The sequence below is a fragment of the Bradyrhizobium sp. 41S5 genome (genome assembly GCF_011516665.3).
In the GTDB taxonomy this organism is placed as follows: domain Bacteria; phylum Pseudomonadota; class Alphaproteobacteria; order Rhizobiales; family Xanthobacteraceae; genus Bradyrhizobium; species Bradyrhizobium quebecense.
This window is the reverse complement of record NZ_CP083721.1, coordinates 6,782,039-6,805,858: the sequence shown is the minus strand read 5'-3', so window position 1 is coordinate 6,805,858 and position 23,820 is coordinate 6,782,039. Positions and strand designations below refer to the sequence as shown.

General features: G+C 62.0%; 20 protein-coding genes. 13 read left to right on the top strand and 7 right to left on the bottom strand.

The annotated features are described in order from the left end of the window. Positions 1-33: 33 nt before the first annotated feature. From HAP47_RS32685 to HAP47_RS32655, 7 genes are all read left to right on the top strand, one after another. Positions 34-888 carry a formylglycine-generating enzyme family protein gene (locus tag HAP47_RS32685; protein WP_210285318.1) on the top strand — a complete coding sequence of 285 codons (855 nt, stop codon included), beginning with the start codon at positions 34-36 and terminating at the stop codon, positions 886-888. A 204-nt stretch (positions 889-1,092) separates the two neighbouring features. Continuing rightward, positions 1,093-3,357, top strand: a complete 2,265-nt coding sequence (locus HAP47_RS32680; protein WP_173641036.1) for an arylsulfatase — start codon at positions 1,093-1,095, stop codon at positions 3,355-3,357. A gap of 381 nt (positions 3,358-3,738) precedes the next feature. Further along, entirely contained in the window at positions 3,739-4,425 is a 687-nt protein-coding gene (locus tag HAP47_RS32675) for a TetR/AcrR family transcriptional regulator (protein WP_173641037.1), read from the top strand. A 7-nt stretch (positions 4,426-4,432) separates the two neighbouring features. Beyond that, a complete protein-coding gene (locus HAP47_RS32670) occupies positions 4,433-4,711 on the top strand; it encodes a hypothetical protein (RefSeq protein WP_173641038.1) in 279 nt (92 codons plus the stop codon). A gap of 145 nt (positions 4,712-4,856) precedes the next feature. Continuing rightward, positions 4,857-6,413, top strand: coding sequence for a porin (locus HAP47_RS32665; protein ID WP_173643009.1), 1,557 nt, complete (start codon positions 4,857-4,859; stop codon positions 6,411-6,413). A gap of 342 nt (positions 6,414-6,755) precedes the next feature. Then, on the top strand, positions 6,756-7,856 hold the full coding sequence (locus tag HAP47_RS32660) for an NAD(P)H-dependent flavin oxidoreductase (RefSeq protein ID WP_173641039.1): 1,101 nt from the start codon (positions 6,756-6,758) through the stop codon (positions 7,854-7,856). Then, positions 7,801-9,231 (top strand): MFS transporter, encoded by a 1,431-nt coding sequence (locus HAP47_RS32655; protein ID WP_210285319.1) that lies wholly within the window; start codon positions 7,801-7,803, stop codon positions 9,229-9,231. The genes HAP47_RS32660 and HAP47_RS32655 overlap by 56 nt, the downstream gene beginning before the upstream one ends. Before the next feature lie 445 nt (positions 9,232-9,676). Here the strand turns inward: HAP47_RS32655 and HAP47_RS32650 are convergent, their stop codons facing one another. The 3 genes from HAP47_RS32650 to HAP47_RS32640 form a co-directional block, all read right to left on the bottom strand. Then, positions 9,677-10,741: an alkene reductase gene (locus HAP47_RS32650; RefSeq protein ID WP_231168518.1), complete on the bottom strand. Its 1,065-nt coding sequence runs from the start codon at positions 10,739-10,741 to the stop codon at positions 9,677-9,679. A 105-nt stretch (positions 10,742-10,846) separates the two neighbouring features. Continuing rightward, on the bottom strand, positions 10,847-11,854 hold the full coding sequence (locus tag HAP47_RS32645) for an MBL fold metallo-hydrolase (RefSeq protein ID WP_210285320.1): 1,008 nt from the start codon (positions 11,852-11,854) through the stop codon (positions 10,847-10,849). A gap of 24 nt (positions 11,855-11,878) precedes the next feature. Beyond that, positions 11,879-12,748 carry an alpha/beta fold hydrolase gene (locus HAP47_RS32640; protein ID WP_173641040.1) on the bottom strand — a complete coding sequence of 290 codons (870 nt, stop codon included), beginning with the start codon at positions 12,746-12,748 and terminating at the stop codon, positions 11,879-11,881. A 440-nt stretch (positions 12,749-13,188) separates the two neighbouring features. Here HAP47_RS32640 and HAP47_RS32635 point away from each other — a divergent pair, with 440 nt between their 5' ends. Then, complete coding sequence (locus HAP47_RS32635; RefSeq protein ID WP_173641041.1) at positions 13,189-14,130, top strand: ring-cleaving dioxygenase; 942 nt, start codon at positions 13,189-13,191, stop codon at positions 14,128-14,130. Here HAP47_RS32635 and HAP47_RS32630 read toward each other — a convergent pair. Both HAP47_RS32630 and HAP47_RS32625 read right to left on the bottom strand, forming a co-directional pair. Next, positions 14,127-16,988, bottom strand: coding sequence for an ATP-binding protein (locus HAP47_RS32630; protein WP_173641042.1), 2,862 nt, complete (start codon positions 16,986-16,988; stop codon positions 14,127-14,129). The genes HAP47_RS32635 and HAP47_RS32630 overlap by 4 nt on opposite strands. A gap of 91 nt (positions 16,989-17,079) precedes the next feature. After that, complete coding sequence (locus tag HAP47_RS32625) at positions 17,080-17,511, bottom strand: hypothetical protein (protein ID WP_173641043.1); 432 nt, start codon at positions 17,509-17,511, stop codon at positions 17,080-17,082. Positions 17,512-17,700: 189 nt separating this feature from the next. On the opposite strand from HAP47_RS32625, the gene HAP47_RS32620 reads away from it, so the two are divergent. Beyond that, positions 17,701-18,624 carry a helix-turn-helix domain-containing protein gene (locus tag HAP47_RS32620; protein WP_173641044.1) on the top strand — a complete coding sequence of 308 codons (924 nt, stop codon included), beginning with the start codon at positions 17,701-17,703 and terminating at the stop codon, positions 18,622-18,624. A 17-nt stretch (positions 18,625-18,641) separates the two neighbouring features. On the opposite strand, the gene HAP47_RS32615 is transcribed toward HAP47_RS32620, so the two are convergent. Together HAP47_RS32615 and HAP47_RS32610 are read right to left on the bottom strand one after the other, a co-directional pair. Next, on the bottom strand, positions 18,642-19,268 hold the full coding sequence (locus HAP47_RS32615) for a hydrolase (protein WP_173641045.1): 627 nt from the start codon (positions 19,266-19,268) through the stop codon (positions 18,642-18,644). A gap of 14 nt (positions 19,269-19,282) precedes the next feature. Beyond that, positions 19,283-20,098: an alpha/beta fold hydrolase gene (locus HAP47_RS32610; protein ID WP_173641046.1), complete on the bottom strand. Its 816-nt coding sequence runs from the start codon at positions 20,096-20,098 to the stop codon at positions 19,283-19,285. Between the two features lie 344 nt (positions 20,099-20,442). On the opposite strand from HAP47_RS32610, the gene HAP47_RS32605 reads away from it, so the two are divergent. From HAP47_RS32605 to HAP47_RS32590, 4 genes are all read left to right on the top strand, one after another. After that, positions 20,443-21,081 carry a hydrolase gene (locus tag HAP47_RS32605; RefSeq protein WP_173641047.1) on the top strand — a complete coding sequence of 213 codons (639 nt, stop codon included), beginning with the start codon at positions 20,443-20,445 and terminating at the stop codon, positions 21,079-21,081. Between the two features lie 132 nt (positions 21,082-21,213). Beyond that, positions 21,214-21,498 carry a XapX domain-containing protein gene (locus tag HAP47_RS32600; protein ID WP_173641048.1) on the top strand — a complete coding sequence of 95 codons (285 nt, stop codon included), beginning with the start codon at positions 21,214-21,216 and terminating at the stop codon, positions 21,496-21,498. Further along, positions 21,495-23,372: an amidohydrolase gene (locus HAP47_RS32595; RefSeq protein ID WP_173641049.1), complete on the top strand. Its 1,878-nt coding sequence runs from the start codon at positions 21,495-21,497 to the stop codon at positions 23,370-23,372. The genes HAP47_RS32600 and HAP47_RS32595 overlap by 4 nt, the downstream gene beginning before the upstream one ends. A 1-nt stretch (position 23,373) precedes the next feature. Further along, complete coding sequence (locus tag HAP47_RS32590; protein ID WP_173641050.1) at positions 23,374-23,814, top strand: DoxX family protein; 441 nt, start codon at positions 23,374-23,376, stop codon at positions 23,812-23,814. Positions 23,815-23,820: the final 6 nt, after the last annotated feature.

Below are 23,820 nucleotides of genomic sequence, written 5' to 3'. Positions count from 1 at the left end.
TCGCCCGAAGCCGCAGGCGAAGGCGACGATGGCATGGCAATGGTGCCGAGCGGCAGCTTTGCCTATGGCTGCGACCGGCACGAGGGTAACCCTGCCGACGGGGAAGCGCCGTCACGTCGGGTTGATGTCGATGCGTTTCGGATCGATCGCTATGCAGTGACAAACGCGCGCTTTGCGCGTTTTGTCGCGGCGACCGGTTATGTCTCAGAGGCCGAGCGGATTGGTTGGTCGTTTGTTTTCGCAGGTCTGTTGCCGGACGACTTCGAGGAGACTCGCGGCGTTGCTGCCGCACCCTGGTGGCGCCAGGTATATGGTGCCAGTTGGCGGCAACCCGAAGGTCCGCACTCGGACATCGCGTCGCGACTAGACTTTCCGGTGACCCACGTCTCACACAACGATGCACTGGCATTCTGTGTCTGGGCGGGCAAGCGCCTGCCGACCGAAGCGGAGTGGGAGAAAGCAGCGCGCGGCGGGCTCGAAGGCCAGCGCTTTCCCTGGGGCGACGTTGAGATGCCGAATAGCGAGCATCGTTGTAACGTCTGGCAGGGCACCTTTCCGACCCACAACGCGTCGGACGACGGTTACTACGGTCTCGCACCGGTCAATGCCTTTGCACCGAATGGCTTCGGTTTGCACAACATGGCCGGCAATGCATGGGAGTGGTGCAGCGATTGGTTCGTGAGCGACCGCTTTGCGGGTGTCGCAACGTCAGGCATAGCCAATCCACGCGGTCCCGCTCAGGGGATCCATCGCGTGATGCGCGGCGGCAGCTATCTCTGTCATCCGTCCTACTGCTGGCGGTATCGTAATGGGGCGCGATCAGCCTCGACGCCCGACAGTGCGACAGGGCATATCGGCTTCCGCTGCGTGCGCGATCTCACGACCTAAAACCCCGCGGGACCGACGGACGGAGCTTTGGGCCAGAGGCGACGACTCGCGGCTTGGTGCCGCCGCAGAACCTGGCCGAGTTGCGTGCTGCTCATCCGGTTCGCTCGACATGGCACTTGCAGCTAATATTTCGTATTAATATTCGTATTCTTATCTTCGGTCTGGTGCTATCAACGGTCTCGAACGGGTCATGGAGAATGTCGTATGAATTCCGGGTTTCAAGGCAAGATCGGCCGGACCGTTTACGAGTCGACGCCGCATTGGCCAGAGTGGCCGCGGGCGCGCGCTGGCGCACCGAACGTGGTCGTCGTGCTGTTTGACGATCTCGGATTCTCCCACCTCGGTTGTTACGGCTCCTCGATCGTAACCCCGAACATCGACAAGCTTGCTGCAGGCGGATTGCGCTACACCAACTTCCACACGACCGCGCTGTGCTCCCCGACCCGCGCTGCGTTGATGACCGGATGCAATCACCACTCGGTGGGGATGCGCGGCCTAGCCAATTGGAACACGGGCTTTCCGAATTGCACCGGTACAGTGTCAAAGAGCGCGGCGACCATTGCCGAGGTGCTGCGCCCGACCGGCTATTCGACGTTTGCAATCGGCAAATGGCACTTGACGCCGATTGAGCATACTTCGCCGGCAGGCCCATTCGACCAGTGGCCGCTGGCACGTGGCTTCGACCGCTACTACGGTTTCCTTGATGGCGAGACCGACCAGTGGCATCCGGAGCTCACCAGCGACAACCGATCGGTGATGCCGCCGAAGACCCCGGAGCAGGGTTATCACCTCTCAGAAGACCTGATCGACAACGCCATTGAGATAGTGAAGTCGCAGAAGGCTGCGGTCGCGGAGAAACCGTTCTTCCTATATGTCGCCTTTGGCGCGACCCACGCGCCGCATCAGGCGCCGAAACAATATATCGCTAAGTACCGCGGCAAATTCGACGCCGGGTGGGATGTCGTGCGCCAGCAGTGGTACGAGCGGCAGAAACAGCTCGGGATCATTCCCAAGGATACTGAACTTGCGCCGCGTAATCCGGGCGTCAAGCCGTGGGCTGAGCTGTCCCCGGACGAGCAGACGCTGGCGCTGCGATTGCAGGAGGCTTTCGCCGGCTTCCTAGAGCATACGGACGCGCAGATCGGTCGGTTGACGGACTACCTGCGCGAAACCGGCGAGCTCGACAATACGCTGTTCATCCTGATGTCCGATAACGGTGCCAGCCAGGAAGGTGGCCCGCGCGGCATGGTCAACTACTCGCGCTACTTCAACGGGCGTTCGGAGGATCTCTCGGAAAGCATCGCGCGCATCGATGACATCGGTACCCCAAACGGATTCAACAACTATCCGTGGGGCTGGGCCCAGGTCGGCAACACGCCGGGGAAACGCTACAAGCAGAATACCCACGGCGGTGGTATCCGTGATCCCTTGATCATCCACTGGCCGAAGGGATTGGCTGAGCGGGGTGGCGTCCGTCACCAGTTCCACCACGTCACCGACATCGCGCCGACGATTTTCGAGATCGTTGGCGTGAACAAGCCGCAGACCGTCAACGGCGTACCTCAGATGCCGATGCACGGTCTAAGCCTTGCTTACTCGTTCCCGCCAGACGCAAAGGAAGCGCCCACCACCAAGCAGGTGCAATATTTCGAGATGTTTGGGCACAGGGGAATCTGGGCCGATGGCTGGAAAGCGGTCGCCTATCACGAGCCGAATACGCCTTTTGAATCCGATAGGTGGGAGCTCTATCACCTCGACAAGGATTTTTCCGAATGCCGTGACCTGGCCGGCGAGCAGCCCGAGAAACTAAGGCAGATGATTGAGCTTTGGTGGAGCGAAGCTGGTCGCAATGGCGTATTGCCGCTCGATGATCGCCGGGCAGAGCTCTGGCGTGCCGGCACGGGATGGGCGGACCCGCGCAGCCAAACGCGTTACGTCTACCGGCCACCACTCCCCGAGATGCGAATGTCGGTAGCGCCCTCGCTCGGCAATCGCACTTTCACGATTACCGCGGAGATCGAGCGTGAAGAGGCCGACCAGGAGGGCTGCATCGTCAGCTTCGGCGACGGTCGCGGTGGCCTTGCCCTGTATTTGCTGCGGGGGTATTTGATATTCGATTACAACGTGTTCGGCCAGCACCTGAAGGTAGTCTCAAGCAGGCCAGTGCCCACTGGCGAGACTACCGTGAGCGTCTCCGTGGAGCGGCTCGGCAAGGTCGGTCGTGCCACAGTGCTGGTCGGCGGTGAGCCTTGCGGCAGCGTCGAAATTCCGTTCCTGGTGCGCCGCTTCTCGACGGGAGCGTTCAATCTCGGATGCGATCATGGCATCGCCGTCAGCGACGACTATACGGCTCCCTTCATCTTCCAGGGCAAACTTGGCGAGGTCGTGATCGAGATTCCCGAGCGTACGTCAGCCGAGGCAAAGCAAGCGTCGCACGCCGATGTGCTCGCCGACCTCGCGAGGCAGTGAGGCGGATCCGGGCAAATCCAGACCTGCTGGGCGGCCAACCGAGTGCTGCGCATGTCGGCCTGACCGGGCCGCTATACGCGCATCTGGCGCGAGATCCTGTGCCAGCAATTCTGACGAACACTCGTGCACCGAATGCTAGCGGCTAGACCGCACGCATGAACCTCGTAGTCACTGGCGGCGAGTTCTTCCAATCGCGAGGCAAGCTGTTTTGCCGATGACGAGGTGCCGCCACTTGCTCCAGCGCGGCCAAACCAAAGCGCCGTCCTGATCGCACCCAGGCGTTCCGAGTGGATCCCGGTCTTGAGAGCCGCGTTGTATTTAAAAGTTGTTGCGTTGGGATCTAATATCATATATTAGATCTTGTATCAAGGAGGATGAAGCTTGGCCGTCGACAGCACAGAGACGATCAATGAGTTGTTGAACGTCGCAGAGCGGTTATTTGCCGCCGAAGGCGTGGAGCATGTTGCGCTCACACGAATTGTCAGTGTGAGCGGCAAAAAAAACCGGTCTGCCCTTCACTATCATTTTGGATCGCGCGAGGCAGTGGTTGCTGCGGTGTTGGATCGCAGGCTCGCCTACATCAATCAAACGCGCCATCGCCTGCTCGACGAAATCGAAGGGACGGAAGGTGATCTTTGGGCCCTCCTGGAGGCCCATGTGGCGGCGCTTGCACTGGTCGTAGTCGGCGAGCCTTGGGGCGCGGATTACGTGAAGATCCTCGCTCAAGTCACGTTCCGGCCCCATCTGCTTGGGGACCAAGGTGTTAGCGACGCCAACCTGTCTTCGGTTCGCCGTTTCAGGAGGCTCCTGGAGAAGAGCCTGCCGAACATCCCGCGCGTCGTTCTCGCCGGCCGTCGTCGATGGTTCGGCGATAGTATCGTTCATGCGCTTGCACGTTGGACATACAGGACTCCTCGGTCGCGACAAACGCGCGAAAACATCCAGAACCTTATCGTGGGTCTCGTCGACTACGGCGTTGCAGGGATTTCCGTTCGCCCAAGCGATGCCACACGCGTGCAACATCCCAGTTTGCGCCTTGCAAGCAAGGTAGCGCGTCGCGAGGAGTGATTCGGCAATGCCCCCCGAGAACAGCTTGATGACCCAAGGCCGCGCGACCGGGGTCTCATCGAGGATTTTCGCGCAAAACTGTCAGGGGCGTTCGCTCGCAATCGAGGCGTGGGCAGGGGTCGTATGGGTTCCCGCTGCGTTTGATAGTGACGCGATCAATCGACTGACTGTCTTTTTGCGAGCTGCGCCGAAGCTGCTGTTCGCTGCGGTTTCCGTTTGCCTTGGTCATGTCGGCTACGAATTCGGTGCTGTAGCGATCGCCCAATTGCGCTGTCGCTCGCAGTGATCCGGAACACTCTTACTCAATCGCCGACGTACCGGACTGGCCGACCTCAACCGAGGCGGTTAGATCGGAGGTGCTCATTCGAATAGGCAGCCTGACTTGAATTGCGAAGTTCTATCGTTCGAAGAAAAACACGAAGGGGGGAATGATGAGGTTCGTTGGAAGCCTTTTGCTTTCATCTACCGCGGTTATCGCCGCAGTCGGCGCCGCTCGGGCGGCAGATCTGCCGGTTAAGGCCAAGGCCATTCAGTACGTGAAAATTTGCTCCGCGTATGGGCCAGGTTTCTACTACATCCCTGGCACCGATACCTGCATCAAGTTGGGGGGGTTCGTGCGTGCCGACATGCTGGTGAACAGCAATACGGACAATGTCGGCAATACCGGCGGGCCAGCGGGGGCAAACAATCGGTTCACCAATGGCTACACCGCGAGGACTACCTCGGATGTCAGGATCGATACGCGCACGGAAACTGAGTACGGCACCGTTCGAACCTTCATGGAGACAGTTTTCGTCTGGATGGGAGGCAGCTATACCGCCAATGGGGCTGCGCCAGGATCGACAATTTACGCTGCTATCGGGACGGCTCCGGCGCCAAATAACGCTACCACAGGTAACGTGGCTGCCGGAGCATTTGGCCTCTACAACGCGTTCATCCAATTCGCGGGCTTTACGATCGGCAGGGCCGTTTCGCAGTTCAGCAGTCCCTGGATTAACTACCCTGGCAACAACTTTGACGGTCTTGTTGGCGGTGGCGGCACCGTGACTGGCGTCAATCAATTCTCGTATACCGTGAACTTCGGTCAGGGACTTGCGGCGACGATTTCCGCACAGGATCCGACTCAATACTATCAGGGCGGCGTAAACAACATCAGTGCCGGCGGCGCTTACGGCACGAGCAACTACGCGGGAACAACTGTCCCCGATATCGTGGGTATGTTCCGCGTCGACCAGGACTGGGGGTTGTTTCAAGCGTCTGCCGCCGCACATGACAACAATGTCGCGTACTACGGGGGAGGCGGCTTACTCAACGGCGGCACTCAATTGGCCGGCCATCCGGACGACAAGTGGGGTTGGGCCGGTCAACTGGCTCTGTCGATCAAGAATATCCCGACCGGGCCTGGCGATACAATTAACGTCCAAGGTGTCTATACCAACGGCGCTACCCGTTACAACATCCAGGATCTGTCGACCTTTTCAACTGCCAATACGATCTTTGGGGGCACAAGCCTGCCTGGAGCCTACCAGAGCGTTGGTTTCGGTATGGCATCCGACACAGTATTCGCAAACGGTACTGAGCAGCAATTGATCCAGACGTGGGGCTTCAATGGAGCCTACACCCACAACTGGAATGAGTATTGGAACACGGCGGTCTACGGTGCGTATGCGAAGGTTTCATACAATGCGGCGGCCAAAACCTTGATCTGCGGCGGCGGCGCGGCCGTCGGCTCTTTCCAGGCGACGTACGGTGCCGGCGTGACAAGCTGCAACCCGGACTTCTCCCTCACGCAGTTGGGCGCCATTACGCGCTGGACCCCCGTAAGGAATCTGACGTTCTCGGCCGACCTAACCTATACCCATCTCGATCAGAACTATGCCGGGGCCGCCGTGATGTCGAGCGGAGTGCTTAGCAAGCCGCTTGCAACATACCAGCTCAAGAATCAGGATACTTTTTTGCTCCTCCTCCGGGCTCAGCGGAACCTGTAGGGCGATCCCAGGCATGTCAGGTCGGCGGCTTGTGCTGCGGAGCATAGTGCCGCTGACTATCGCGCTGTCCGCGGCTCGAGTCGGTGTCGCCATTCCTGTCGAATCCAGTCTATCGCTTCTCGGCCTGAGCACTTCGCCGCCCGCACCAGGAACGTCGACGGCACGATCAGACAGGACAACATCGATTTCTACCGCGATTAGCGAGGGCCGCTGTCATCTTGCAGGGGTTGCGCCTCGCGGTGGAGGATTGAATGCCTGGCGGGTCCGGACGCGAGCAACGCGGCGGCGCCGTCAGAACGAAGGGAGGATACGAATGGGTGGCAACGTTCGAAGGATACGGACATGAGTGGTCTTGCGACATCGTTGTCGCGTCGCCTAGGTGTCGCGCACCCGATCTTTGGCTTTGCTCATTCCGTTGATGCAGTGGCCGCGGTCAGCAATGCCGGTGGCATTGGCATCTACGGTGCCACCCGTGATACGCCCGAGGAAATTCACGAGCGCCTTAAACGGTTACGCATGCTGGTCGGCGACCGGCCGTTCGGGGTCGATCTGGTGCTGCCGAACGGGATGCCGCCGCGAGACGACCGCGAGGCGATCGAGCGGAAGCTGCCGGAGGCTCATCGCCGTTTCGTCGCGGCGCTCTATCCGCAATACCAGGTGCCGCCGGCCACCAAGGCGGGCATGCGCTCGCGCTTCGTGCATTCGGTGGAGATGGCCGAACAGCAGATCGCGGCCGTGCTCGAATCTGACGTCAATCTGTTCGCTTGGGGCTTCGGCGCCCCGCCGGCGGCGGTCGCCGAAGCGAAGGCACGCGGCAAGCTCACCGTCGCGCTGATCGGTTCGCCCCGACATGCAAAAGGCGCGCTCGATACCGGAATCGACGTACTGGTCGCGCAGGGCTACGACGCCGGTGCCCATACGGGGCCGATCGGCACGTTTTCGCTGGTACCGCAGATCGTTGACATCGCGGGCGATGTACCGGTGGTGGCGGCGGGAGGCGTCGCCACCGGGCGGCACATCGCGGCCGCACTCGCCATGGGCGCCGAGGGTGTTTGGCTCGGCACCGCCTGGCTCGCGACAAGGGAGCATGCGTTGCCGCCAACTGTGCTGAAGAAATTGCTTGCCGCGCGCAGCGAGGATGCCGTCATCTGCCGTGCCGACAGCGGCAAGACGTTGCGCCAGATCCGCAGCGCCTGGAGCGACGAATGGAGCGCGCCGGACGCGCCCAAGCCGCTGCGCATGCCCTACCAGGATATCCTGGTTGGAGATCTGCTGGGCGCCATCGACGAGCATGAAATCGAGCCGCTGGTCCATGTCCCGGCCGGCCAAAGCATTGGCTATTTCGACAGGCTCACGACAGTGGTGGAGACCATGCAGAAGCTCGTCGGTGAAACAGAAGCAGTGTTGCGGCGGCTCGCAATTGGAGCGAGCTCCGGCGATTGATCGCGCACTACAAGAAAAAGCAAGACAAAGCAGGGAGGAGCGCGTGGAAGCGCAAAAAATTAAGGAAAAGGGATGGATCATCGTCCTGATGATGTTCCTGTTCATGCTGATCAATTTCGCCGACAAGGCTGTGCTTGGCTTGTCCGCTGAGTCGATCATGAAGGAACTCGGTCTCAGCCACGCAGAATTCGGACTGATAGGAACCAGTTTCTTCGCGTTTTTTTCCATCGGCGCGGTATTGGTCGGCTTCGTGGTCAACCGCATCAGTACCAAGTGGGTGCTGCTGGCGATGGGTTTGGTGTGGGCACTGTGTCAGTTGCCGATGGTGGCCTCTACGGGGCTCGCGATGCTGTTCGCCAACCGCGTGCTGCTCGGTGCCGGCGAGGGGCCGGCTTATCCTGTGGCAGTCCATGCCGCCTACAAATGGTTTCCCAGCCCGAAGCGGGCGCTTCCGACAAGTGTCATCGCACTTGGGGGTGCGGTCGGCGTCGGTGTCGTGGCGCCGGCGGTTAGCTACGTTATCTCGCACTATTCCTGGCACATAGCATTCGGCGCGCTCGGCCTGGTAGGTCTTGTATGGTGCATCGGTTGGCTTGCGGTCGGCGCCGAAGGTCCACTGACCTCAAATGAAGCCTATGGAAACGACGATCAAGCGCGTGTCGGCTACGGCACGCTGCTAACCTGCCGCACCTTCGTTGGGCAGGCCATCGTCGGCTTCAGCGCCTATTGGATGCTGACGCTAGGCATCGTTTGGCTGCCGGCCTATCTTGAGAAGGGAGCGGGATTCTCGCTGTGGGCAGTGGGATGGATCGTCATGGTGCCGTCGGTGGTCCAGATCATGTTTACACCGACAGTCAGCTTCGTCTCCGGGCGGTTGAGGCAGCGTGGATTGTCGGCCCGTCTTTCCTTCGGCGCTATCGCCGTCGTCTGCTCCGCTATAGCCGGCGTTGCCACCGTCCTGCTGTCGCGCTCCTCAGATCCGTTAATGTCAATCGCCTGTACGGCGATTGCGTTCTCGGTCGGCTCGGCCATCTTTGTGTTGGGCCCTGTAATCACCGCCGAGATTGTGCCGAGCCGGCAGCGCGGTGCAATGCTTGCCATCGGCACCGCGGTGACGACACTCGCCGGTCCATCGGCCCCGATCATCATGGGCCGCATTATTGACGCCAGCGCAACCGCGGTCGATGGCTTTCGCTTCGGCTTTCTGATCGCAGGGATGATCGTCATCATCAGCGCGTTGATCGGACTGGCCCTGATCAATCCGGAAGCCGACATTCGTAGGTTTAGGAAGCTGGCCGAGGCCTCGTCATCGCCGGCAGGTGTCCAAGGCGACGGTCGCGTCGTCGGCTTTGCGGGAGGCGAGACGCGAAGCTAAGGTACAGTCATGAAATGGCGTACCCGACGCGATTCGAGCGTGTGACTTAGCTTTCGGAGAACAGGAGGTACGGAGGATAATTTAAGCGGTTGCTCGGAAAAGCAAGTTAAGAGGGCTGTTAACCCCTGAAACCATCTCGACTTGGGATCGAAGCAAGTTCAGAGCAATGCAGGTCCGAGATTTGAACCTGCTCGGTGATATTCGAGGCGTAGTTGGATTGCGCACAAGAGGCGGCTTTTGGCGGGCTTAAAACATTGCGCAATACCAGCTATGCCGCCCGCCGATATGAAAACAGGGCTTCCGAAATAGTGGGTTTCGGAATGTAGCGGTCTCCCGCTACCAAGGCTGCGAATTTGTCCGCCAGCCTACGATTTTCTGCGATTTCGAGCGCTCGGTGTTGGCGCCGGGACTTACCGCATTTGGTCCGACCGCCACCAGGAAGTTCCTATTCTCCTTGAGCAATTTCCTCGTCAATGGACGCTAGGCGCGGATAGTCGAGATACCCTTTATCCGACCCGCCATAGATCCCGACCGGCTGTGGCGAGTTGTAGGGACCGCCAGCTCGTATCCGCGCCGGGAGGTCCGGGTTGGCGAGAAAGAGGCGGCCGAACGCGACTGCGTCGGCATCGCCGGAATTGACGATGTCGGCGGCACGCTCGGGGGTGATGCCGGCATTGACGATGAGAGGTCCGCGATAATGCTCGCGGAATAGCGCAAGCATTCGCTCGTAGTCCGGCGCTCCGGTCCACGCGTTGGTGTCCGCAAGGTGCAGATAGGCGAGCCCCGCGGTCTGTAGCCAGGGCGCGAGCCGACCATAGGTATCTTCCGGCTTCGGGTCCCGCGTGCTGTTGTAATCGGCAAAGGGCGACAGCCGCACTCCTATCCGTGATCGCGGCACGACGTCGGAAATCGCCGCAACAATTTCGACGAGCAGTCTGGAGCGTGCTTCGATGCTTCCGCCATAGTCATCAGTTCGCAGATTGATCGTCGGTGAGAGAAACTGGTGAACCAGATAGCCGTTGGCGCCGTGAATCTCCACACCGTCAAACCCGGCGCGAACGGCGTTGGCCGCCGCCCGTCGAAATTCGTCCACGACGGCCTCAATCTCCGCGGTGGTCATCGCACGCGACGACGTGGCCGCGACGCGCACATAGGCGCCGTTGGCAAGCAGCGCCCATACCTGCAGCCGTTCCAGATCGTCATTTACGCCTGACGGTGACAGTGGTTGTCTGTTGGACAACAGCCCGCGCGTGCTCGCGCGGCCGGCATGCCAGAGCTGCGCGACAATCCGGCCCCCTTGCTTGTGGACCCGCTCGACGACCGCCTTCCAACCCTCGGTCTGCGCGTCGGTCCACAGGCCTGGCGTTCGATCAAAGGCGTTGGACATCGGTCCTACATTGATGCCCTCGCTGACAATCAGACCGGCGCCGGCGCGCGCCGCGTAATACTCGCCAGCGGAACCATTGATGACGCCATGCTCGTCGGCGCGCGAGCGCGTCATGGGCGCCATGACGATCCTGTTCGGGAGACTGAGGTCGCCGAGCGCTGCGGGACGAAAGAGACCTACCATTTTGTTCACCTTCGGTTGGGCTGTTCGCAAGATTGGCGCCGGCAGCTAACGCCGCAGGACCGTCGTGTAATTCGCAGGGATCCATTCAAATCGGCCGCCCGTGGCGCGGACGTGTCCCAGGCCCGGGAAGGCAATGTGGGCGGCGGCGATCCACGTGTCGGTTCGCGCAGCATCCGAGAACGCTGCCACGCGTTTGGCCTCGGCCGCGAGCGGATCGCTGTCATAGGTTACGGTCACGGCAGGATCGGGAAACTGGATCGGGGCGACGTGGACAAGATCTCCCCACACCATCAGCCGATGGGGGCCGCTCGTGACCTCGTAGGAGGTGTGGCCCGGCGTATGGCCGAATGTCGGGATCGCGCGAATCCCGGATGACAGCTCTGCGCCCTGCTGGAACGGCCGCACGCGGCCGGACTCCAGATAGGGCTTCAACGAAGCGCGATCGCCCTCAAACATCGGCTTGAGGAAGGTTGGTGCCTCGTCCTCGCGCTTCGGATCGAGCCAGTAGTCGAGGTCCTTCTGGTTGACCCTGACGATTGCGTTTGGGAACGCTATCCTGCCATGCGGAGCTATACCTCCGACATGATCGGCATGGAGGTGGGTGAGATAGACCTCGTCGATCTGTTCGGGCCGGTAGCCGGCAGCGATCAGGTTTTCGACGAGATGGCCGCAGCAGTCTCCGTACAGGCTGCCCGCGCCGCTGTCGATCAGCACGAGCTTGCTCCCGGTGTTGATCAGGAAAGCGTTGATCGAACCTTCCACGGGGGCTGCAAGCCGCTCCGCAGCGAGACGGGATTCGGCTTCGCCGGGATGTGCATCCGAAAGCCTCACGGCCTTGCGGCTCCCATCGGCAGCCGCCTCGTTCCGGGTCATCACCTCATGAACGTGAAAGGGGTGAGTGCCATCGAGGAGCGCCGTGATCTCAAGCTCACCGAGCATCATCCGGTAGAAGCCGGGCGCTTGCGCACGTTGCAGCGGAGCGGCCGCTTCGCAGCTCCGTCCAAGCAGGAGGCAAGCGATTGCGCTCGCGATGAACGTGCGGGCCGGGGTCATGATCCTCTCCATTGTCGTGCGCGATCAGCCGGCCGTTGTCCAACCGTCGAGAAAGTCGAGCAGCAATTTGGTCACCCGTTCGGGCTGCTCCTCATGCGGAAGATGGCCGCAGCGCTGGATCGGCGCCACCTGCAGGTTCTCGGCCATCTCGCTCCAGACCGCTTGCATGTCGAAAAGCTTGCCGACGGCACCGAAGTCCTCTCCCCAGATCGAGAGCACAGGACAGGCGATCTTGCTGTCGGCATCTGCAAGATCCTGCGCGATGTCCTCCGGGCCGGCCCGGTAGTCGGACAGGGCTCCGCGGACGCCGCCTTCGGCGGCAAAGGCCTTCACATAGGCGGCGACCGCTTCATCGGAGATGCTCTGCGGATCGTGACACCAATCGGAGAAGAAGTGACGCAGCCAGATCTCTTCGCGGCCCGCCAGCAGGGCCTCGGGCAGATCGGCCACCTGGTGAAACAGGAAGAACCAGTACTGCCGCGCGATCTGCGCATTCATCTCGCGCGCGACGATCCGCGTCGGCACGTTGTCCATCACGACGAGCATGTCGACCAGCGCGGGATGGTCCTTCACCAGGCGCGTAGCAACCCGCGCGCCGCGATCATGCCCGATCAGTGCGAACCGGTCGATGCCAAGAGCCTCTGCCAGCTTGATGATGTCATTGGCCATCGTCCTCTTGTCGTAGCCGGTCGAAGGCTTGTCGGTGTCGCCATAGCCGCGCAGGTCGGGCGCTATCACGCGATATCGCCGCGCAAGCTCGGGAATCTGGAAGCGCCAGGCGTAGCTCGTCTCGGGAAAGCCATGGAGCAGGATGACCGGTGGACCGGAGCCCGCGTGGCGATAGTGCTGGCGGATGCCGTTGGCCCTGATCGTATCGTGTCCTGCGTCGTCCATTGCGATCGGATCCCTGACCGGTGTGGGCGGCGAGCGATGCCGAGGCGACAGCGCTCAATTTGACGTGCATGTCCGGCCGGCGCGCGGGCACATGAGCTCGCTGGGCGGGCTCGATCTTGTTCCGATGTTGATCCAAAACAAATCCCGCTGATTGCACATCCTGGCGCGCGGTTGTACGATTGCGTCCAGGTTGAACGTGAGGATGCTGCCGGTTGTGGCTCCCAAGTCCGTCAGGCCCGCCACGTGATCGGGCGAAAATCCAAGACATTTCGACCGGTATCGGCCTCAATGAGCGATCAGGCAGCTGCGCCTGCCAATGGCTAGAGCAGGGACGACGAATTGCGTTCGTGTGCGATTTGGATCGCCATATCGAGGATTGCGTATCGGCTATGACGGGTTCATTTTACTACTGTTCAGCAAGGCAACGGTGAGCGCATATCGTGGCCGAACCAGACAGATCGTGCTCGCCATCTCGTGGACTTCATCACGTCACGACAATCATTGATGACGTGCAGCGCGCCGCGATTTTTTATGCCGGCGTTCTCGGTCTGAAACGGGTCAAGAAAACGGTCTGCTACGACGATCCGGGCAGTTACCATCTCTACTATGGTGACGACGCCGGGAGCCCGGGAACGGTGCTGAGCACCCTGGCATGGCGATGCGTCGCAAAGGGATTGGTTGGGGTCGGCGAAGTCGTGCAGACCGCCCTTCGTGTGCCGGCCGGATCGCTCGAATGGTGGTCGGGGCGGCTCAAGGCCGCGAACGTCGCGTGCCGGTTCGATCATTCGCCATTTGGCGAGCCGCTGCTTTGCTTCGCCGATCCGGACGGAACGACGCTTGCTCTGGTGGAAGCAGTGCAGGATCGCCGCGAAGCCGGGCGCAGCGATGCCGTTCGAGCGGTCATGGGGTTGAACGAGGTGACCTTGAACGTCCGCGCGGAGGACGCCACGGTCGATATCCTCCAGGACGTGCTGGGTTTCAGGCGCGTTTCGCAGGCCGATGATTCGATCCGGTTCGTCGCACATGACGGTCCTGGAGGCACGCTGACGCTGCGGACGGTGGGCGCGTCGTCGCGGGGCCGGCTTGGAGGCGGCACGATCAGGCATGTCGCTTTCCGCGCCGCCAATATCGAAGATCAATCCGAAATGATCCGGAAGCTTCAAAGACGGCACGACATCGCCGTGACCGAACCGATTGAGAGAACATATCTGACCGCGATCGGCTTCCGGGCGCCATGCGGCGTGCTTTTCGAGATCGCAACCGATGGGCCCGGCTTCGCGGTCGACGAGCCGCGCGATCAACTCGGGGAGGGTCTTAGATTGCCTGGCTTTCTCGAGGAGCGTCGTCTGGAACTGCAAAACATCCTGCCCCCGCTGAGCTAGCCAGGCTTGCGGTTGTGCAACCCGTCGAGCATGGCCCTGGTCCGCTGGAAAGGAACGGCGTCGAAACCCTCGGTGAATTTTCCGAGCGTCCGCTCGAGCACCGCTGCAGCCTCGCTATTTCGTTGCTGCCGGCCCAGGAAGCTTGCAAGACTTTCGGCCGACCTAAGCTCCCATCCAAGGGCGCCTTGCCGTTCCGAAACTTCGAGCGCTTCGCGCAAATGGGTTTCGGCCGGCTCCGAGTCGGGTCCCTGCAATGCAGCCAGGACATCGCCGTGGATTCTCAGCGAATCCGGCAGCAACCAGAGCGCCTCCGTAGCCTTGGTTCGCTCCAGGCATTCCGCGGATGCCAGCAGTGCCTCTTCCGGTCGATCGTCCGCGGCGAGCACCTCGGCCAGGCGGCCGAGAAACGGGATCGACACGTTTTCGTATTGTGCGCCGCTCAGCTTCGAGAGCGCCTCTCGCAACAATCTTTCGGCGGGCTCGATCTGGCCGCGCAAGAAGAGCAGCCTGCCTTCGAAACCGATCGACGAAAACACGTAGCTTTGGATATCGTTATCCTGAGCCACCTGCCTGAACCGCTGTATCGCGCAAGCAGCCTTGTCGAGGTCCTCCAGGCTCAGGAACAACGAAACGCCGCACCAGCTGAGTGCCTGGCAGATCGACGTCGGATTGCCGGTCTCCTCCGCTTCGGAATGCGCCGACAGGCAGGCTCGAACAGTTCGATCGAAGCGTCCCAGATTCCAATAGGCCCGCGCCGTCACGCATTGCGCATAGACCGAGTGGTTCAGTCCCCATCGACCAATCTGCGAGACGTCGCTATGAGTTCGGAAATACTCGTGGGCCTCGCGCGCGAGCTGCAGGGCCGTCGCATACTCGGCGCGGAAGAAGAGCGACGCACTCTTCGCGCTTTTCGTCATCGCCAGTGCCGCCGGCTCGTCGGCGTCAGCTACAAGCGTCTCGATCCTCTGCGTCCCTTCCAGCGCGCCCTTGAAGTCGCCGCGCCGATGCAGGAACACAATGAGGCCCAGCCGGGCCCTCAGCTCCCATTGCCGGTCGCCCAGGCGAGCCGCAAGCTCGATTGCCCTGTTCAGGGCGTCACGCGACTGGCCCGTCATGCCCTGGGTGAACATCACGGCGAGCCCGTGAGCTGCCTTCAGGACCATCTCGTTGCGCTCGCCTTCGATCGCCGGATCGAGAGCATCGATCGCCCTGGTCGTCCATGCGATACATTCCGTCAGCAGCGAATTCTCCAACCACACGGGCACGGCGGCGGCCGCGAGCGCAACGCCCGCTTGCGCGTGGCTGTCCGCCGAGAACGCCCAGTCCAGGATTCCGCGCACATTATCGAGCTCCTGGACCGCATCCCTGAGGGTTTGCACCTGTTTCGGGCCGTCGGCGTATCTGCAGAGCATTTCGGTGACGCAGGCCGCAAGCCGGGCGGCGAGTTCGTTCCGCTCGGATTGCTCGACCAGCTTGGCAAGCGCGAACGCCTTGGTGATCTCCAGCAGCCGAAATCGGGTGCGCTCGGAGCCGATGTCGACCGAGACCAGCGATTTGCAGACCAGATCAGCGAGGATCGATGCGGTGTCGGCGCTCTCAGCTGCCGGAATCACGGAGACGGCGGCCTCCAGCGTGAAGCTGCCGGCGAAAATGCCGAGGCAGCGGAGAACGTATCGCTCGCGCTCGCACAGCAGTTGATAGCTCCAGTCGAGTGCTGCCGCGATCGTGCGATGCCGCGCCGGCGTGCCGCGGCGCGCGTCCGCGAGCAGGTGCACGCGGTCCTCGATCCTGGCGGCCAGTCCGTTGACGCCGAACGCGTCGACGCGCGCGGCCGCGACCTCGATCGCGAGCGGGTTGCCGTCCAATTCGCGGCAGATCTGCGCGGCAAAGCCGGCATTGGCATCGGTAAGCTCGAAATCGTTGACGATGGCGGCGGCCCGCTCCACGAACAACTGAACCGCCGGATAGCCCAGCACGTCCTTCGGTCCGAGGGACACACCGATTGGAGGCACCTCGAGGGGAGCGAGCCGGAACACCTGTTCGCCATCGACGCGCAGCGGCTCCCTGCTCGTGGTCAGCACCTTGATGCCGCCGGCGCCACGCAGCAGCTTGCCGATGGCGGCCGACGCTCCGTCAATCAGATGCTCGCAATTGTCGAATACCAGAAGGAGGCTCTTGTAACGCAACGCCGCCGCGATGCCGGACAATACGTCGCTCGAACGGGCGTCGATCGGAAGGGCGGACGCGATGACGCTCGAAATCAACGCGGCATCCGTGATCGAGCCGAGGTCAATAAGCCACACGCCGTGGGGAAAAAGCGGCAACATCGCTTCCGCCAGCCGAAGCGCGACCGACGTCTTTCCGACGCCCGGCGGCCCGACGATACTCAGCAGGCGACTGTCGGTCAGTCTTTGCTTCATCGATCGAAGCGCTTCGGCGCGTCCGACCAGCCGGTTCAGTTGTGCCGGCAGGTTGTGAGCCGGCTGCATCGCCGGCTGATCAACGGCTGGGCGCTCCTCTTCGAGCACCTTGATCGGGGCGACGAAGCGATACCCGCGTCCCGGACTGTTGACGATGTACTGGTTGGCGTTATCGTCCTCGCCAAGCGCGCGGCGAAGCGCCGCCACCTGGACGGTCAGGTTTGCTTCAACGACGAACGTATCGGGCCACGCGATCTCGAGGAGTTCGTGCTTACTCACCAGTTCGCCCGCGCGCTCGACCAGCGCGATCAGGATTTCGATCGCCTTGCCGCCGAGGCGAATGACGCGATCGCCATCAAGCAGGATTCGTTTGGAGGTCGAAAGGCGAAACGGTCCAAATAGAAACGTACGCTCTGGTTTGTCGTTGCGATCGGGCATCCTTCAGTCAGCCATGGCCTTCTCAAGGGACCTCACTACGCCACAGCCCGAAGGGTGTCCATCCCCTTCGAGGTCGGCGCGAACGAGGACGTCACAGCTGTTTTTCGCGCTCGACCTGAAGGGCAATCGCCTGCCGACGGGCCATGATCGCGGTCACGGTGAGGCGTTCGGCCTCGACCGTGGACAGAGCCGCCAATTCCACCGCGATCGTAGCCATCTGCTCGATCAGATCGGCGCGGGCGTGCAGTTGCGCGGTTTGCCGCTTGCTGACCCAGCTGGACAGGGTTTCGGGCGCGAGTGCGGCGTCGCGTTCGAGGCCCGCGCGCAACGCCTCGCGAAGCGCAACGGCGCGTTCGACGGACTCCTTGATTGTTGCCTGCAGTTCCTGCGTCCGGTTCACGAATTCGGCCTCGTGAGCGATAGCGCCCCCGGCGAACAGTCCGTTGATGTTGCCAAGGCTCACTTGCAGGCGAGCCAAATGGAGGTGCAAATCCCCGCCGAATTGAACCAAATTGCCGTTCATAAAATCCTCGTCTCATCGATGTAGGCAACTCTCTCGCGGCGGAAGGTCGCAGCCAACTAAAACCTTGCAAATTTCATGTGGTTGATGGCAACGCCGTATCAGCGCGTGGTTTTTGGAACGATTTACTGGCCATGCGACGTGGCGGGGAATAACCATTGTCGCGGTGTGCAGAATCTCGACGGGGCTCCGATGGACGACACCGATACTTCATCCGATGGCTTTTATGGCCGTCGGCTCGCCTCGCACCTCGGAATGGAGGGCGATTGCGTTCGCAAGATCAATCGCCAGGGCAAGCTCGCGCTTGCCGTCACGAGATTGACATGTACCCGCTTTGTTCGTGAGCGGACTGCGGCGATTCCGTCGGAGCCTGCATTCAGCATCCTCCATCAACTCGGCGATCTGGACCGGCACTCATGCTGGCTCGCCGGCCGCCCGAGGTATTCCGGATCGTTTGGTGCGGGAACGGTGAGCGTTATCGACCTGCGCGACAATCCGCAGTGCGAGTTCAGAGGTCCGTTTGATGCGCTTCAGTATTACATTCCGCGCCGCGCTCTTGACGACTTCGCCTACGAGAACAGCGCGAAGCCGATCTCCACGCTGAAGTGGACCCGTGACCGGCGCGATCCCTATCTGTCCACGCTTTCAAACGTTCTCCTGAGTGCTCTCGAAGAGGAGAGCGCGAACAATCAACTCTTCGTCGATCAACTCGGACTGAGCTTGCTCGCCCATTTCGCGCAGACCTACGGCGATCTCAGCTCGCGCGAAGGCATTCAGGAGGGGGGACTTGCGCCATGGCAGGAGCGGCGCGCCAAGGAGATCATGCGTGCCCGCCTCGCCAGCGGTTTGACGATCGCCGATGTCGCGGCCGAGTGCAGGCTGACGCCGAGCCATTTTGCCCGCTCGTTCCGGCGCAGTACGGGCATCGCTCCCCACGAATACCTCTCCCGGCTCCGGATCGACGAGGCCAGGCGCCTGATGACCACCACCAGGCTGCCGTTGGCGGATATCGCGCTGATCTGTGGGTTCGGTGACCAGAGCTACTTTACCCGCGTCTTCTCGCGCAGCGTGGGAACGAGCCCCGGCGCCTGGCGCCGGGCTCGTTCCGAAGGCTGACGGGCTTCCGCCAAAGCTTAGGTCGGATGGATCATGTCGCGCGCGTACGACAGTCCGATGCCGTATCCACCGCCATGGGCTTCGACGATGGCTCGTGCATGATCGTATGTCTCCCGGCGGGTCCAGTCCCGTTGCAACTCCAGAAGCACCTGGATCCATGATGTCGGCCGTGCGCCCGCGGCTTCCATGCGCCGAAGCGCGAGGTCATGGCCGACCGTGGTGAGACCTCCGCAGGCGTCGCCGACCACGTAGACCCCGAGCCCGGCGGCCAACGCCGATAGAACCGCGAAGCTGACGCATGCTTCGGTCAGCAGTCCCGATACGATGAGGCGCCGCCGGCCAGTCGCGAGAATCGCTTCGCGCGCATGGTCGTCTTCCCAGACGTTCATGTTGCGCCGTTCGATCGGGACGATGCCGGGCAAGGCCGCACTGACCGCCGGCATCAGCGGGCCGCTGTAGACTTTCGTGGCAGAGGTCGAAGCAATGACCGGAAGGTTGAACGCCGTGGCGGTTTTGGCCAGAGCGATCACGTTGTTGAGGAGGATTTGCCGGTCGATGGAGCCAACGCCGAAGGCTAGCCCCGCTTGCTGGTCGGCGAACAGGAGCGCGCAGTCTTTCGGTTCGAGAAGGGGAGCGTCAGTCATGTGATCACCCAATGTCACGCCTTGAGGAATTCAAGCAGATCCGCGTTGAGCTGGTCCGCGTGGGTCGTGGCAGTCGCGTGCGGAGCTCCGGGATAGACCTTGAGCGTGGCGGACTTGATCATCTCGGCCGCGAGCTTTCCGGTGTATTGAAGTGGGACCACCTGATCGTCGTCGCCATGGACCACCAACGTGGGAACGTTGATCTCCGCCATATCCGGGCGGAAATCGGTTTCGGAGAACGCGGTCACGCAGTCGATCGTCGCCTTGATGGAGGCCTGCAAGCCGATCTGCAGCGTCTGCTTGAATGTGCCCTGGGAGACCTTGGTGCCGTGGTTGGTTCCATAGAAAAGCGGGCTGAAGTCGTCAAGGAATTGCGGACGGTCCTTGGCGAGCCCGGCCTTGATGCCGTCGAAGACGGCCTTGTCGACACCGTCATGGTCCGCCGTTTTCCCGAACAGGGGAGTCACGGCGCTCACCAGCGCCAGCTTTGACACCCGCGAGGAGCCATGGCGCGCGACGTAGCGCACGATGTCGCCGCCGCCCATCGAGAAACCGACCAGGGCGACGCCTGTGAGCTCGAGATGCTTGATGAGTTCGGCAATGTCATCTGCGAACGTATCGTAGTCGTAGCCTTCCCAAGGCTGGCCCGACCGGCCAAAGCCGCGGCGATCGAACGCCACGGCACGGAAGCCGTGACTGGCGAAGAACAGCATCTGGGCATCCCACATGTCCGCGCTGAGCGGCCAGCCATGGCTGAACAGGATCGGTTTTCCGCTGCCCCAGTCCTTGAAGTAGAGGTCGGTACCGTCCCGTAGTTTCAGCAGCGCCATCAGTTGCTCCTTTGTGTTGGCGATGGCCGCGCACAGATGCGTCGGGCCATCCTCCGTCAAACTCATCGATGGAAGCCCCCTCTGGCTTGGACGGCCTCGGCGCTGTTTGCACGGCCTCGCGGTCTCGGCTGAGCGGGCCGTCTGCAAGCTCTGACGGGCGTGATCCCGGAGGGAGACATCTCCAAGAGCAGTCTTGTCGCATGCAAGCCCTCATCGCGACTTCGTCCAAGCAGCGAACAACCCGTCCAAGCGGCGGCGCCACCTCGGGTCATACACTCGAAGCCGTGCGGACGCTGGATGTCATTCGCTCCCGCCGGCAATCGTCAATTCAAGGAGAAATCTCGATGTCCAAACTCGATATGCTGACCCCAGACAACAGCGCTATCGCGCTCATCGACTACCAGCCGGCGATGTACCAGGGCGTCCAGTCGCACGACCGCCTCGTGGTGTTCAACAACGTCCAGATTCTGGCGAAGGCCGCCAAGCTGTTCAAGATTCCGACCGTGCTGTCCACGGTGGCGAAGGATTCGTTTTCCGGGCCATTCATGCCGGAGGTCGCCGAGCTGTTTCCCAATCACGACATCATCGACCGCACCTCGATGAACTCCTGGCTCAATGCCAATTTTCGCAAGGCGGTCGCCGCGACGGGGCGCAAGAAGTTCGTGATCGGCGGCCTCTGGACCGAGGCCTGCGTGATGTTCCCGGCGCTGGACATGCTGAAGGAAGGCTATGAGGTCTACATCCCGGCTGATGCATGCGGCGACCTGTCCATGGAGTGCCACAACCGGTCGATGGATCGCCTCGTGCAGGCTGGCGCGGTTCCGATCACCTCGTGCCAGTACGCGTTCGAGTTGCAGCAGGACTGGGCGCGCACCGAGACCTATGACGGCATGATGGAGATCCTGAAGGCGCACTCGCCCTATGGTATCCAGATCCGCTTCTCGAAGTGGGCGCTCGGCGAGCATGCGTCGGAGGCTGGCTAAAGCATGATCCGGAAAAGTGCGAAGCGGTTTTCCGAATAGATCATGCTCAAACAAGGGGCTGACGCGCGATGACCTGATCTCATCGCGCCGTAAGCCGCCTGATTTCTCCCTCCATCCTCCGAGAGGGGTGCGATGAAGATCTACATTCTGTCCCTTGGCGCCGGCCTGCTGGTCGGCGTCATCTACAGCCTTCTCAACGTACGTTCGCCCGCTCCTCCTTTGGTGGCTCTGGTCGGTCTGCTCGGCATCCTCGTCGGCGAGCAGATCGTCCCGGTCGCCAGGCAGATCGCCGTTGGCGAGGGCATTGCCGCCGCATGGCGGCAGGCGAAGTGCGCGCCTCACATGTTCGGTCTGCTGCCGGGGCGGCACGCCGAGGAAGTCAAGACAACCACAGATGTTGCGGAGAAGGCGTCATGAGCGCTCCTGATACGATTCTTCATCGCGGCCTTTTCACCACGCTCGACCGTTCCAACCCGGCCGCGAGCGCCGTCGCCATCAAGGACGGGCGCTTCACGGCGGTCGGCCACGACCACGACGTGATGAAGCTCGCCGGACCGTCGACCAGGGTGATCGATCTGAAAGGACGGCGCGTCCTGCCGGGGCTGATCGACAATCATCTTCACATCATTCGCGGCGGGCTCAACTTCAACATGGAGCTGCGCTGGGACGGCGTGTGGTCGCTCGCCGACGCGATGGCCATGTTGCGGAAGCAGGTGGCGATCACGCCGCCGCCGCAATGGGTGCGTGTCGTCGGCGGATTCACCGAGCACCAGTTCGCCGAGCGGCGCCTGCCGACGATCGACGAGCTCAACGCTGTCGCGCCGGATACGCCGGTCTTCATCCTCCATCTCTACGACCGCGCGATGCTCAATGCCGCAGCGCTGCGCGCCGTCGGCTACACCAAGGATACGCCGGAGCCTCCGGGCGGCGAGATCACGCGCGATGCGAAGGGCAACCCGACAGGGCTCCTGCTCGCCAAGCCGAACGCCAACATCCTCTATGCGACGCTGGCGAAGGGCCCGAAGCTGCCGTTCGATTATCAGGTCAATTCGACCCGGCACTTCATGCGTGAGCTGAACCGGCTCGGCGTTACCGGCGCGATCGACGCCGGCGGCGGCTTCCAGAACTACCCGGAGGATTATGCCGTCATCCAGAAGCTCTCGGACGAGGGGCAACTCACGATCCGGCTTGCCTACAACCTCTTTACCCAGAAGCCGAAGGGCGAGAAGGACGACTTCCTGAACTGGACCACGACCTCCAAGTACCAGCAGGGCACCGACTACTTCCGCCACAATGGCGCCGGCGAAATGCTGGTGTTCTCCGCCGCCGATTTCGAGGATTTCCGCGTCGCCCGACCGGACATGCCGCCGGAGATGGAGGGCGAACTCGAGGGCGTCGTTCGCATCCTCGTCCAGAACAAATGGCCGTGGCGGCTGCACGCGACCTATGACGAGACGATCTCGCGCGCGCTCGACGTGTTCGAGAAGGTCAACCAGGACATGCCGCTGGACGGCCTGCACTGGTTCTTCGATCACGCCGAGACGATTTCCGACCAGTCGATCGATCGCATCGCCGCGCTCGGCGGCGGCATCGCCGTGCAGCACCGCATGGCCTATCAGGGCGAGTATTTCGTCGAGCGCTATGGGTACGGTGCCGCCGAAGCGACGCCGCCGGTGAAGAAGATGCTCGACAAGGGCGTCAAGGTGTCCGCGGGCACCGACGCAACCCGGGTCGCATCCTACAATCCCTGGGTCTCGCTCGCCTGGCTCGTGACCGGCATGACGGTCGGCGGCTTGCGCCTCTATCCGCCGCGCAACTGCCTCGACCGCGAGACAGCGCTGCGGATGTGGACCGAGAATGTCACCTGGTTCTCGAATGAGGAAGGCAAGAAGGGGCGCATCGAGGTCGGGCAACTCGCCGATCTGATCGTTCCGGATCGCGACTATTTCTCGTGCAGCGAAGCCGAGATCGCCGATACGGCGAGCGACCTCACGATGGTCGGCGGCCGTATCGTTTACGGTGCGGGGGATTTCAAGGCGCTCGACACCAACGCACCACCGCCGGCGATGCCGGATTGGTCACCGGTACGCAGCTTTGGCGGCTACGGCGACTGGCTCGGAGCTGACGGCAAGGCAAAGGCGGTGCGGGCGAACGCCATGCAGATGTGCGGTTGCGGCAGTGGCTGCGGTGTGCACGGCCATGACCATGCCCGCGCCTGGACCGGCAAGCTGCCGGTGTCGGACCTCAAGAGCTTCTGGGGCGCGCTCGGCTGCGCCTGCTGGGCGGTTTGAGATGCCTGCGAAGGCCGGCACGCCGCGCTGGATAGTAGCCATCCTGTCTTGGCCGTGGCTGCTGCCGATCGCCAGGGGCGCGCTGGTCTCCGCCTTCCTGATCGGCGGCATCCAGAAGCTCGCCGATTTTCCGGCAGCCGTCGCCGAGCAGGCGCATTTCGGTCTGCAGCCGGCCTGGCTGTGGGCCGTCGCGGCGATCGTCGTCGAGCTTGGTGGCTCCCTGCTGGTCGTCGCCAACCGATTCGTCTGGCTTGGCGCCGGCGGACTTGGCGTGTTGACTTTCGTGGCGATGCTGACCGCGAACGCATTTTGGCTGTCCACAGGCCACGAACGGTTCATGGCGATCAATGCGTTCTTCGAGCACCTCGGCCTCATCGCCGGTCTTGTCGTCGTGACGATCTGCGCTGAAAAGACGCATTCTCGTCGAATCAGCAAATTCTAGTCCAAT